Genomic DNA, 12,835 nt, shown 5'->3' on the forward strand with positions numbered 1-12,835 from the left:
TTGCGTCCTTCGGACGCATTTAGTACGGCTCGGCCATGTCAAAACATAAATGTTTTGACGTCTACGACGTCAGTGGCTGCAACTCGAAAATGCAAAAATAAATTTTTGCGCTTTCGAGTTTTGCACACTTTTGCCGCGTCACTCGCCTTTTGATGCCTTCGGCATCCGTGGCTTCGGCTCAAAAATGGGTCTGCAAGCAGCCCCGCTTTCTCGCCTTGCACACTTTTACTAAATTTGCGCGCATGGGTGAAATAAGAACTCCTGCCAAAGTGAAAATCATCGTTGGCATTCTCGCAAAAGATGCCGAATCCGTAGAAGCGGTCCGCGGAGTGCTCAAATCGCGTTTCGGCGAAGAAGACCTGAACTTGGAACCGTTCCCGTTCACATTCACCAACTACTACAAAGAAGAAATTGGCGAAGCGCCGGTACGCGCGTTCTTTAGCTACGAGAACCTCGTTGACCGCGAAACGATTGTCGACATCAAGCTTTGGACAAATGACATTGAACTTGAAATTGCAAAAGCAAACGGGACTCCGGGACTGCGCCCTGTGAATCTCGATCCGGGCTACATGACGCTTGGGCAGTTTTTTTTGGCAACGACCAAGGATCAACGCCAACGCGTTTACATGCAGCGCGGGATTTTCGTGGAGCCGACGCTTTATTTCCAGGACGGGCACTTTCACGCTTTCGATTGGACGTATCGCGACTACCAAAGCGAGAACTACATCAAGTATCTCGAAGAGGTGCGCAAGCGCCTCGCCTACCAAATGACCACAGGAAGACCGTATAGTCAAAGAAACAAGAAATAAACTATGAAAGCTGGTATTTTTACAATTCTCCTTCTCTGCTGTTCCAACATCTTCATGACGTTCGCTTGGTACGGCAATCTCAAACTTAAAGAAATGCACATCAGCACCGATTGGCCGCTGATTCTCGTGATTCTTGCTTCGTGGGGCATCGCACTCCTGGAGTACAGTTTCATGATTCCCGCGAATAACATCGGGAGCCGCATCAACGGTGGTCCGTTCAGCTTGATGCAATTGAAAATCATTCAGGAAGCCATTTCGCTTACAGTGTTCACGACAATTGCAGTCACGGTGTTCCATACGGAAACACTCCAATGGAATCACATTGTCGCTTTCTTGTTCATCATTGCAGCTGTTTTCTTTGCTTTCTTGAAGTAAACTTTCAAGTCAAATAAATCTAAACAACAAAAAGCACCGATTTTCATCGGTGCCTTTTACATTTTTATCAGTTACGATTTATTTGCTCGGGTTGCAGAGATCATCCGCACCAGAGATGTCCGAAATGTTAAACGGTTGCGTCCATTCACTCCAGTCGGTTTCTCCATTAACGTCCTTCCAGACAATACGGATTTGTACGTAGTAGTCGCAAATACCACGGACATAGCCAGGAATACACATCGACATACCAGTTTCATGAGCCATGATTTCTTCCCATTTATCAGCCGACGTGGACGCACTATACAATAGGGAATGTTCGTCAGCGTCATAACCAGAACTTTCCTCGCAAGAAGCAAATATGGTTTTCGTTTTAGCTTTGTCAACAAAATCGGTTTCATCGAAGCGCTTCGTAATAGACGGTTCTTCATACGGGAACGGTTCAACCCAATAGCAGCTATCACACTTATCGCCTTTTTTCTTTCCTTCGCAAGAACCCTTGTAGTAATTATACTGTTCAAGAGAAGTAAACCAACGAGCTTCGTAATAAGCCGTATCCGTATATTCCGATTCAACGATATACTTACTGATAAAATTATCCGTTATGGTATAAGTAGCCCTTGCATTAATAAAAGTGATATCATCCTTCGTTGCAGTGTCCTTATCCGCTTCGTATGCTGTGGTGTAGCCCAAAACAAATTTTTCAGACGGCACAGGAACTTCAAGAGCCATGTAATCGCGGTACTTGATTTCCGGAGTCAGCTGGATAACATCGCTATAGGCAGACGTATCACCGTCATTGACAACAGCCATACGGTAATAGCTTTCAATCTTGTCGCGTCCCTGAATATAGTAGTTACGCACATTGCCCTTGATGTTAGAAGCGACACTCACCCACTTGAAATCCTTAAGCTTTGAGCTCTGGATGATGAATTTACGATCCGGATTTTCATCGGATGCACTGTAGCTCCAGCTCAATTCCCAAACGCTCGGCGCAATACGAGTAAGAGCAATATCAGCCGGGGGTTCAGCAACGTTTGTTTTCTTGCTAATCTTAGGAATTTCAATTTCAGAGGAATATTTCGAAACGCCCTTGGAATCCTTAGCGGCAACACGAACATAGTAGCCACCCTTCTTCGTGGCATCGATAATAATCATGTACACGCCCTTGTTTGTCGAATCCATGACAGCCCAGGACGGTTTCTTGTCTTCCAAATTAAGGCTCTGCAACTTGAAACCATTTTCAGGACGATTCGTATTGTCCGTATAGCTCCAAGAAAGTTTGTACTTACTAACATCGATAGAGTCCAGCTTCAGATTTGTGGGGACCGCCAGATCCATACTGTTCGAAGTACTTGTGCTATCGGAGACACGAGGAATCGTAATTTCTTCAGAGTATTCGGAAACACCCTTATCATCCTTAGCAGCCACATGGTAAAGCAAGCCACCCTTCTTATTACCATCAATCTTTACGACATGAACTCCCTTGTTAGTCGTTCCGTCATCAGACCACTTCGGGCTCTTGTCATCGAGATTCAAGCTCTGGAGCTTAAAACCCTGTTCTGGACGATTTTCATTATTTGTATAGCTCCAGGAGAGCTGCCACATGTTGTCGCCGAGGTTTTCAAGCTTAAGATTCGACGGGACTGCAAGGTTTGCGTTAGTCGTAGCCGTTGAGCTATCTCCAATAATTTCAACCATGTCGCTTGCCTTGGAAACGCCACATTCATCCATAGCAGATACGCGATAGTACTTATCGGCATTAGATGCACCAGACAAGTTATACATGACCACTTCTGCATTGGTTGAGTCAAAAGTTTTCCACTTAGGCTGCTTATCCGACATATTGAGAACTTCAATAAGGAAGCCAGACTCGAGACGTTCGTCATTGGGGGTATAATCCCAAATAAGGACCCACTTGTTTTCGCCATTCTCGACCACCTGCAAATTTGTAGGTGCGGCTAAAGTTTCAGAAACAGACTTACAAATCTTAGAATTGGATGAGGAAGATTTTGCATCTTTGGAAGATCCTCCTGCGGACGAATATTCAGTATCGTCTTCTGCAGATGACGAAGACGAGCTAGAGCATGCGCCCAACGCAAAAAGAAACGCTGTCGCCAGACTTAATTTCCATTTTATGTTCATGATAAAACTCCACTAGAAAATTTTCTTTTACAATCAAATATATCATTTTTATGTCAAAAAGAATACAAAAAGTATAATTAAGCCCAAATAAAACTAAAAATTGGGGAAAAGCGTATTCTAGCTAGAGTTTTCTATGAAAATTACAGCCTAAAGCGCAGACCTTGGTTGCCGGAACGAATAAAATACAAACCACGAGGCATAGCATTTGCATGAATTTCGCGACCAAAACCAGACTTGATTACAACGCCGTTCATGTCAAACAGCGACCAAGGGGCATCCATCGAGAGATAAATCGTTTGGGAACCGCGATCAAAAGTGATGTTGAGTCCAGAATGCGCCGCAGAAGCTACGCGAGGATTGTCGTAAAGTCCGACTGAACTTGAGTCCGCCGCCTTCCCGAACTTGATGTTCCCAACAAGAGTTTCGCCACCGAGGCCTTCTGCCGTAAGGTAAAAGTCCTGTATGCCCTTGAGTTTCGGCAAGTTTGAACATTGCACGTCAGTCCACTTGGAATCACCTGCGGTCGGCAATTCGCATTTAGAAATCACATCACCTTTTTTACTTTCGGAGCGGAGCGAGAGCGTGCCGCCCGCGCTATTTTTCACCTGAACGCTGACGCCAACGTCTACAATGGAGTCGGTAATCACATTCTCGAAAATCGCATAGCCACCATCCTTGATGGCAAATTCATCATTGTCCGTGAGGCGCACGCGGATGCCGTTGTCAAAGCCATTTGCCGGGATTGTATCGCGGATAATGCGCAAAAAATCGAGGCGGTCAAGTTCAGCGTAATGTTTGCCCTTCGTGATTTCAATGAAGTTTGATCCGCGTTTAAGCTTTGTCGGGATGTACACGACGGACTTTTCAGGGAATTCACTCCAGGCACCAGTCAACGGCAACTGCACTTCTTGCGTCTTGCCATTGATGTCCACAAAATGCGAGCTGCCGTTTGCGCCATCTTCGGTCCAGTTGTTGTCGTAACGGTAACGGATAAGGTAATCGCCCGCCTGCGGGATAATCATCGGCAAGCGAATCTTGCTGTCATCGTAATTGATGTAAGCGCAAAATTCTCCGTTCGAAGCCTTGGAGCTGCTCGAAATATCGACATGCGTCAAGATGCCGTGTTCCGCTTCGGCACTCAGGTAACGCCCCATAAACGGTTGACCAAGTTCCGGCCAATTGTCGTCGGTCCACACGATATCGCGCACTTGTATGTAAGAATTACCGCCATCATTCTTATCGTAATAGTGATTCACAAAGCGTTGGCGGTTCACGTCCTCAAAAGCTTCACCGCCCGCAGGCCCGTAGTAGCGTCCGTAACGGCTGAGGAGAATCGTACCACCGCCATTCAAGAGAGCCTTGCCGCTGCGGTCCACATATCCACCATCAATGCGGTTGGAGCGCCCGACCGTTGTCTTGTAAGAATTGTTTTCGAGGTCTGCACCTTTTTTACAGCAGTTGTCCCAAGCGGTAAAGAGGAAATATTTGCCATTGTGTTCAATGAGGCTTGCGCCTTCGACGCCTGCGCCACCGCGGTTTGCGATATTCTGCATTTTCGCGCCGTCTTTCACCTTACCCGTTTTTTCGTCCAGTTCGAGAATGTGGATACCCGTTCCCCACGAACCAAACGCCATCCAGACCTTGCCATCGTTGTCCTTCAGCACCGCTGCATCAATTGCGTTGTACGAATCACTCTTGACCGTGTGAATCACCTCGCCCTGGTCCGTCCAGCCGTAGCCTGGCTTTGTCGGGTCGATTTCCTTACTCGACATGAAGCCCATGCCCGACGAGCGGATGCCCATTTCGGAACCGCAATAGTACATGCGATATTCTCCGCCGATGTAATGAATATCCGGCGCCCAAATATCAATCATGTTCGGGGCGTATTTATAAAGCCACTTCGAAAATTCAGGCATGGCGGGGTCGCCATTTTTCCAGTTCAACGCGTCTTCAGAAAACTGCATGAGCATGTGGTTGTCCGTCGTCGCAAGCGCATAGCCGTCCTCGTAACGGATGATGTCCGGATCATGGCCCGCCCAGCGGGTTTCCTTGGCATACCAATCAGCGGCAAACGCGGCCTCAAACGAGAGGACAGCGAGAACAAATGCAATGGTGGAAATTTTAGAACAACGAATCATAAGACTCCTTCAACCACACACCAGCATACACTATTTAATCTATATTCCGAAAGGATTTTTCGGTACAATTTATTTGCAAAAAAACGCCATCCCAGAAAATCTAGGATAGCGCGATAAGCTTATTTCACCTTGACAATGAATCTGCCTTTGGGAAGGTTATTAAATTCAATGTCACTACCATTAGTTTTTTGGTGGGAGACAATTTGTCCCATCGGATTCAAGAGGTAAGCCTGATGAGCGCCGGCATTATCAAAGTGTACGCGGTAGCCGTTAGGAATTTTGGCAATCGAATAGTTCAATGACGGACGGACTATCGGGAGTGCCACAGGAGATTCGCTCGAACTGCTCACAACCATTTCGCTGGAGCTAGATTCCGCAACAGCACTGCTAGAACTTGATTCCGGCAAGGGGGCACTCTTGAAGAGAATGTTTCCGACAATCGCTTCGCCAGAGACGCCCGAAGCAGTCAAATAAAAGTCCTTGATACCGCCGAGGCTCTTGAGGTTCGAGCAATTCACAGTCGTCCAACCTTTAGCCGTAGATTTTTCGTTCGCAGCCACCAGTTCGCATTCCGAAAGAACGGTTCCGTCCTTCTTGCCATCGCGAATGCTGAGTTTGCCGCCAGTAAGACTTTTCACCTCGATTGCCACTTCCGTAGACTTGATGGAATCCGTCACGACGTTTTCGAAAATGGCGTAACCGCCGTCCTTGATAGCAAATTCATCCTTGTCCGTGAGGCGCACGCGAATGCCGTTATCAAAGCCGTTTGCCGGAATCGTATCGCGAATCACGCGCAAGAAGTCGATGCGGTCCAGTTCCGAGAAGAATCCGTTCGGTTGCGGTTCAATTTCGATGAAGTTGCCACCGCGCTTGAGTGTCGCTGGAATCATCACGATAGACTTTTCCGGGAACGTGCCCCAAGAACCTGTCGGCGGGAGCGTCACGGTTTGCGACTTGCCATTGACGGTGACTTTGTGCGTAGCATCGCCTTCGCCGCCGTTTGCATAGCGGTAGCGCAGCAAGTAATCGCCCGCCTGCATGATGTTCATCGGCAAACGAATCTTGGAGCCCGCCGTATTGATGTAAGCGAGATATTCGCCGTTCGAAGCGGTATTGCTGCGAGTGATCGCAAGGTCGCCCGAAACCGCACGTGTCAAAGCGCCATGTTCGACTTCGGCACTCAAGTAACGTCCGAGGAAGGGCTGTCCCATCTCAGCCCAGTTATCCTCGGTAAACACAACATCACGGATGTGAATGTGATTGTACTTATCGCCATTCAAATCGTAATAGTGATGCACAAAACGCACGCGGTTCAAGTCTTGGAAGGCTTCGCCGCCGCCTGGACCCACGTAGCGACCATAACGTTCCATAAGAATTGTGCCACCGCCATTCGCCATATCGTAACCTGCGCGATCTTTGTACGGACCGGTTACTTTATCAGCACGACCATAAGCGGTCTTGTACGTTGTCTGTTCAATGGTCGGACCTTGCTGACAGCACTTGTCCCAAGCCGTAAAGAGGAAATACTTGCCCCCGTGTTCAATGAGACTCGGTCCTTCTTCGGCACCACCGCTTGCCTTGCTTGTACGGCGAGCAATGTTATAGACAGTCTTGTCATCGCTCGCCTGATTGCCCGTCTTTGCATCCAACTTAATCAACTGGATTCCAAGACCGAACGAACCAAACGCCATCCAATAATTGCCTTCGGTATCGCGAACGACATCGGCATCAATCGCATTGTACTTGTCCGACGCCACCGTATGGAAAACGTGGCCATGGTCCGTCCAGCCATAATCCGTCGTGCCAGGCACAATCGACTTCGTGGACTGATAGCCAATGGCAGACGTGCGCTTGCCGAAAACGGAAACGCAGTAATACACGCGGTATTCACCGTTCATGTAATAAATGTCAGGTGCCCAGATGCCCTCGGTCGTAGGCGCATAAGTGTAAGCCCACTGTGGGATTTTGCTCACCGTTGACTTGTGGTCGCGCCACGTGTAAGCATCTTCGGATGTCCACAGTTGCAAATTATTGTTCGTGCTCATGAGGGCGTAACCGTCCTCAAAGCGCACCATGCTCGGGTCATGACCCGGCTGCAAATTGTCCTTAGCATACCAATCGGCAGCCGACACAGCGGAGACGCCAAAAGCGCCAATCGTTGCGAGAGTCGCAAGTTTCGCGCCGCTCACAAGATTTGTAAAATTCAAAACCTTCATTTCCATACTCCTTAAAAATTCATTGGATCCTTCGACTCCACTATGTTTCGCTCAGGATGACACAGTAGCATTACCTTACCATAACCATTGCGGTATTTTTCCCAGTGCGAACAAAGTACATTCCCGAACGAACGAAACGCACTTGGATTTCACGGCCATAACCACGACGCACAACAACACCATTTACATCAAGCAAAGCCCAGGACGTTTCAGCGGCCAAACGAATCACGCGAGCACCATCGTCATAGCGAACCTGTTGCAAAGTTGACGTATTCAACGCATCCATAGAACCGCGCGCAATCCCAGTCGTCCCACCATTGCCGGAGTCCGGCAGAATCGAATCTGTCGGCGGTTCAACCTTCGGCAATTCAGCTTTTGCAAATTGCACTTTTTGATTATCCGTTCCCGTACGAACCCACGTGATGACAGGCATACCGACTTCCTTCGAAATGTTCAGCACATCGCCCAAGTAATCGCTATCGTAATCCGCAAACAAGAAGTACCCCTTCTTTGCCGATGCATTTTCAATGCGAATTTCACAAGCAGTCTCAGAAGTTTTCACCGTATCCAACAACGTCTTGGGCGGACAATAGTAGCGGCCCGTCGCAAAATTTTTGAGCGTGTAATAACGCGCCGAATCGCCATGCGCAAGCACCCAAAGTTGCGCTTCGTTCTTTTCGTCCGCAGTCTGCTGCACCACAACGCCATCGTTATCTTCGAGAGCCAAATTGCTGTGCGAGACCGTCAAGCGGTAACCGCCCTCTTCGATAAGCGCATTGTTGACCGGATCCACGCCATCCGTATGCTTGATTTTCTGGATTAAGCCATCGCGGTCGTAATAGAGGTAGTCGATATTCACGGAACGGCGATACGTCCAGCCGCCCGGAGAATTCGCACCGTGATACATGAAATACCAGTGCCCGAGATACTTGAAAATCGCCTGATGGTTCGTCTCGGAATTTTCCATTTTGTCGTTGATGACGCCTTTTTGTGTCCACGGTCCGTTCAGGCTTGGAGCCATGGAATAATTCGTCGTCGAGGGGTAACCCGAAGCATAACTGAAGTAATAATTGCCACGGAAATAATGCATCCACGGAGCTTCAAAAAAATCCTTGATTTTGATATCTTCGGGTGTACTCGCAAGCTCAATCATATTTTCTTTGAGTTTCACGCGGCGGCCAGCATTCCACGAGCCCCAATACATCCAGATATCGTCACCATCGTAGAAAATTGCGGGATCAATGTTCAACTTCACGTCGTTCGGTGTATTATCGGTAATTAGCGCATGCCCAATCGCGTCCGTCCACGGACCGGACGGATGATCAGCAACGGCAACGCCAATCGCAAATCCTTCACTTCCATTTTCCTTGATAGTCCCATGATGGACCGCCACATACCAATAAAACTTGCCATTTCGGTATTCGCAATGGCCCGCAAAAGCGCTCGCATTCGCCCATTTGAACGTTTTGACGCTCAAAACCGCCCCGTAATCGTGATAATGTTCCATATCGTCGGTCACGAGTACGTGCCAGTCGTTCATGATGAATGCTTTATTGTTGTTGCCCTGCGGTCCCTGTTCGTCGTGACCCGCAAAAATAAAGAGCGAGTCGTTATGCACGAGGGCTGCGGCATCCGCAGAATAAAAGTCCGTCGTCAACGGATTTGCGGCAAAAGCCGATTGCGCCCCAAAAGCGCCAAATAGGCAAAAAAGGCAAAAAAAGGCCCATTTCAACGTCGTAAAAAATCCAGAACTCTTCGTTCCCATAAACATCTCCAAATCCACACCAACAACTGCTTTAAATATATATCAAAAATTATAAAAAGTCCACATATTTATTTATGACATCAAGTATTATTTAGAAGATAATCCACAAACAACACACATTTTCACGAATTAAAAGTCTACAGTTCACAAAAGACTGTTGGACAGCGTTCTTATTTATGAAAAAAAAGAGAGTCCCGATCATTCCCGTCATCCCCGTCAAGCGAGGACAGGCGCGAGGACAGAATCGCAAATGACATTTTCTTTCGAAAATAACATTTCTTGTCTAATGACTATTGACCAAAGACCATTGACGAACGAATGATAATTGACCAACAACAGACAAAACGTATCATTAAGGTTGCATATGATTCAGCCGACAAAAAATTTCATTTATTTGAAAATTATTCATGGTAAACAAGCATAAAAGTACATATATTTTGTGTTGGATCTATTTGATTTAGGAGAGTGGATTATGAAAAGATCTTTGTTGGTCGCACTTTGCGCAACGTCAGTCATTTACGCAGGTTCATTCGAAACCTGGGATGCAGCCAAAATTTTTGAAGATTTCTATCTAAACTATCAAATTCATACAGGTCTCGGCAATGGACTCGAAACAGAAGGTTACTGGTATTCTTACAATGACAACAACAATTCGGGATCATCTGTAATCGTTTGGCCTGTATCGACAGATTTGTTTTACTCAAATCAATCTTTAGATCCCGTCATCGAGGAATGCAAAGGCCTTGCTGGCACAGCGATTCTAAGCAAAGAATCTTATGAACACGATCCGTATGTCGGTGTGGGCTTCAATGTTGTCGGCGAGACCTCAGAAACAAACCCAGCGCCAGATATTGGTGATGCATCAGCCTGGGGCGGACTCTGCGTGACCTACATGTCAGACACAGATATAGCCTTGGAACTCGGTCTTGGTGAAACCGTCGATTCAACAATCAATTACGCAAATCCAACAGTAACACTTCCCGCCGCAAAAGCTCCAAACATTCTATCGCCCAACGGAAAATACGGAAACAAAGTCGTCGTCAACTGGTCCGACTTTAAACAGCCTTCATGGTACGATGGAGCCGTTAAAATCGACGGCGAGACGGCAGCAAAACAGCTTGCCGCCGTACACTTTAAAATTCAGGCGGAACCAGGCGAATACAATTTCAACATCTGTGCCATCGGCCCGAAAGACGGAACATGCCCAGAAAAATGCGGAAAGTCAACATCCGCAGGACCGTTTATCACATGGAACGGAGCCGATGAATATGCTAACGACCAAGTTCAAACAGGACTTGGCAACGAAACAGAAACGAGCGGATTCTGGTTCTCCTACGGAGACGATGGTGATGGAGGCGTGTCAGCAGTCCGTTGGGACACCTATACAGATCCTGAACCACCACATGTACTCGAACCCATCGTCTTGGAGTGCAAAGGAATATGCGGAACAGCCCAACTCAGAAAAGGTATTTTAACCTACACACCTTTCATAGGTTTAGGCTTCAGTGTTGTCGGACAAATTTCATATGAAGATTTTTCCTATGCCACAGGCGACGCCTCTTCTTGGGGTGGACTCTGCGTAACTTACACTTCCGATGCAGACATACAACTTGAACTCGGCCTTGGTAAAGCAACCGATTCCACAATCAATTACGCAAATCCGGCTGTCAATCTCCCCGCCTCCAAGACTAGCAATAGAATGGTTTTCAGTTGGTCCGACTTTAAGCAACCTTCGTCATACGACGGGGCCGTCAAAATCGAAGGTGAAGCCGCAGCAAAGCAACTCGCCATGGTCAAATTCAAGATACAGGCAGAGGATGGCGATTACCGTTTTAACATTTGCGCAGTCGGCCCGAAAGACGGGACATGCCCGGAACAATGCGGAACGCCAAGTGCAGGGATTCAAATTGCCCACGGAACATCAGCAGTTAAAGCATTTTTAAACGGTCGCACGCTTGGATTCACGGGAATCAAGTCCACAGCCACCGTCGAAGTTTTGAATTCTCTTGGACAAGTCGTGATGAAGGGCGCCATTAACAACGCCATTAACAACGCAGCCACGCTTAACCTTACATCGCTTAACGCAGGCATTTACATGGTGCGTGTGAGCGGGAAAAACGTGAATTTTGCAAAGAAAATAGTACTGAGGTAACGCAAATACGAGAAGGTGATTCCCGGTCATCCCCGTCAAGCGAGGACAGGCGCCGGGAATGACATGCAAGGGTATCAAGCGAGAGGTCACTTGTGAACTCGCATTTGATACCCGCAGCAGTCAAGCCCCGTTAGGGGAATAACATGGGAGTTTACGATGAAAAAATTTTTATTGACAGCACTTTGCGCAGCAACATCAACTTTTGCAGGGCCGTTTATCACATGGAACGGAGCAGACGAAAACGTAACCAGCCAAGTTGAGACTGGGCTCCGCAACGAAACAGATATAAGCGGATACTGGGTAGCCTATTCAGACGATAGCGATGGTGCCGAGTCCCAAATACTTTGGGACATTGATTTAAGCCCAGAATGGATACCCAATAAATATGACCCAATCATCGATTATTGCAAAGGAATGTGCGGAACAGCCCATCTCAGAAAAGCAACTTCATCCCACGTTCCTTCCGCAAATGTAGCCTTCTGCGTTGTCGGAACGATTTCAGAACACGATTTCTCTCTAGCCAAAGGCGACGCCTCTTCTTGGGGTGGACTCTGTGTAACCTACACATCGGATACAGACATAGCCCTAGAACTCGACATTGACGATACCGACGATCCCATAATAGATAATGCAAGTCCGGCAGTCAAATTGCCCACCTCCAAGACTGGCAATAGAATGATTTTCAGCTGGTCCGACTTTAAACAGCCTTCGTCGTACGACGGATCCATTAAAATCGATGGAGAAGCTGCAGCAAAGCAACTCACCGCGGTCAAATTCAAGATACAAGCAGAAGACGGCGATTACCGTTTTAACATTTGCGCGGTCGGCCCCAAAGACGGCACATGCCCAGAACAATGCGGAACGCCAAGTACAGGGATTCAAATCGCTCGCGGAACATCCACAGTCAGCGCAATTTTGAACGGGCGCACGCTCGGATTCACGGGAATCAAGTCCACCGCCACCGTCGAGGTTTTAAATTCTCTTGGGCAGGTCGTGATGAAAGGCTCCATTAACAACGCCACGAATAACGCGGCAACGCTTAACCTCACCGCGCTCAATGCGGGAATTTATATGGTGCGCGTGAGCGGGAAAAACGTCCATTTTGCAAAGAAGATTGTACTGAGGTAAAACTGTTCAAGACGGAGATGCCCTCCCCATACGCGGATCATGCTCACGTAAGTGCTGAAGCACTAAGTGATCAAAGAGCTCAGTGGCGGGCATGACATAGGAGTCGAAGG

At 47.6% G+C, this 12,835-nt stretch carries 8 protein-coding genes; 4 read left to right on the forward strand and 4 right to left on the reverse strand.

The window, feature by feature from the left end:
- The first annotated feature begins 242 nt into the window (after window positions 1-242).
- Together B9Y77_RS03385 and B9Y77_RS03390 are read left to right on the forward strand one after the other, a co-directional pair.
- Window positions 243-809 carry a DUF4416 family protein gene (locus B9Y77_RS03385; protein WP_073424095.1) on the forward strand — a complete coding sequence of 189 codons (567 nt, stop codon included), beginning with the start codon at window positions 243-245 and terminating at the stop codon, window positions 807-809.
- 3 nt (window positions 810-812) lie between these two features.
- Window positions 813-1,184 (forward strand): DMT family protein, encoded by a 372-nt coding sequence (locus B9Y77_RS03390; RefSeq protein ID WP_014547227.1) that lies wholly within the window; start codon window positions 813-815, stop codon window positions 1,182-1,184.
- Window positions 1,185-1,262: 78 nt separating this feature from the next.
- Here the strand turns inward: B9Y77_RS03390 and B9Y77_RS03395 are convergent, their stop codons facing one another.
- The 4 genes from B9Y77_RS03395 to B9Y77_RS03410 form a co-directional block, all read right to left on the reverse strand.
- Complete coding sequence (locus B9Y77_RS03395; protein WP_254899902.1) at window positions 1,263-3,326, reverse strand: fibronectin type III domain-containing protein; 2,064 nt, start codon at window positions 3,324-3,326, stop codon at window positions 1,263-1,265.
- 140 nt (window positions 3,327-3,466) lie between these two features.
- Complete coding sequence (locus B9Y77_RS03400) at window positions 3,467-5,464, reverse strand: family 43 glycosylhydrolase (RefSeq protein ID WP_085490472.1); 1,998 nt, start codon at window positions 5,462-5,464, stop codon at window positions 3,467-3,469.
- 119 nt (window positions 5,465-5,583) lie between these two features.
- Window positions 5,584-7,680 carry a family 43 glycosylhydrolase gene (locus B9Y77_RS03405; RefSeq protein WP_085491432.1) on the reverse strand — a complete coding sequence of 699 codons (2,097 nt, stop codon included), beginning with the start codon at window positions 7,678-7,680 and terminating at the stop codon, window positions 5,584-5,586.
- Between the two features lie 70 nt (window positions 7,681-7,750).
- The gene (locus B9Y77_RS03410; protein ID WP_085490473.1) at window positions 7,751-9,445 is read right to left on the reverse strand and encodes a family 43 glycosylhydrolase; all 1,695 of its coding nucleotides are present in this window, start codon (window positions 9,443-9,445) and stop codon (window positions 7,751-7,753) included.
- A gap of 472 nt (window positions 9,446-9,917) precedes the next feature.
- Between B9Y77_RS03410 and B9Y77_RS16175 the strand changes: the two genes are divergently transcribed.
- Both B9Y77_RS16175 and B9Y77_RS03420 read left to right on the forward strand, forming a co-directional pair.
- Window positions 9,918-11,597, forward strand: coding sequence for a T9SS type A sorting domain-containing protein (locus B9Y77_RS16175; RefSeq protein WP_254899903.1), 1,680 nt, complete (start codon window positions 9,918-9,920; stop codon window positions 11,595-11,597).
- A 156-nt stretch (window positions 11,598-11,753) separates the two neighbouring features.
- Window positions 11,754-12,725, forward strand: coding sequence for a T9SS type A sorting domain-containing protein (locus B9Y77_RS03420; RefSeq protein WP_085490474.1), 972 nt, complete (start codon window positions 11,754-11,756; stop codon window positions 12,723-12,725).
- Window positions 12,726-12,835 lie beyond the last annotated feature (110 nt).

The sequence above is a fragment of the Fibrobacter sp. UWB13 genome (assembly GCF_900177805.1).
Classification (GTDB): Bacteria; Fibrobacterota; Fibrobacteria; order Fibrobacterales; family Fibrobacteraceae; genus Fibrobacter.

What these genes read in the sequence shown, in the direction of transcription:
- B9Y77_RS03420 (WP_085490474.1), top strand. Translation starts at nt 11,754, where the DNA reads ATGAAAAAATTTTTATTGACAGCACTTTGCGCAGCAACATCAACTTTT.
- B9Y77_RS16175 (WP_254899903.1), top strand. Translation starts at nt 9,918, where the DNA reads ATGAAAAGATCTTTGTTGGTCGCACTTTGCGCAACGTCAGTCATTTAC.
- B9Y77_RS03405 (WP_085491432.1), bottom strand. Translation starts at nt 7,680, where the DNA reads ATGAAGGTTTTGAATTTTACAAATCTTGTGAGCGGCGCGAAACTTGCG.
- B9Y77_RS03390 (WP_014547227.1), top strand. Translation starts at nt 813, where the DNA reads ATGAAAGCTGGTATTTTTACAATTCTCCTTCTCTGCTGTTCCAACATC.
- B9Y77_RS03385 (WP_073424095.1), top strand. Translation starts at nt 243, where the DNA reads ATGGGTGAAATAAGAACTCCTGCCAAAGTGAAAATCATCGTTGGCATT.
- B9Y77_RS03400 (WP_085490472.1), bottom strand. Translation starts at nt 5,464, where the DNA reads ATGATTCGTTGTTCTAAAATTTCCACCATTGCATTTGTTCTCGCTGTC.
- B9Y77_RS03410 (WP_085490473.1), bottom strand. Translation starts at nt 9,445, where the DNA reads ATGGGAACGAAGAGTTCTGGATTTTTTACGACGTTGAAATGGGCCTTT.
- B9Y77_RS03395 (WP_254899902.1), bottom strand. Translation starts at nt 3,326, where the DNA reads ATGAACATAAAATGGAAATTAAGTCTGGCGACAGCGTTTCTTTTTGCG.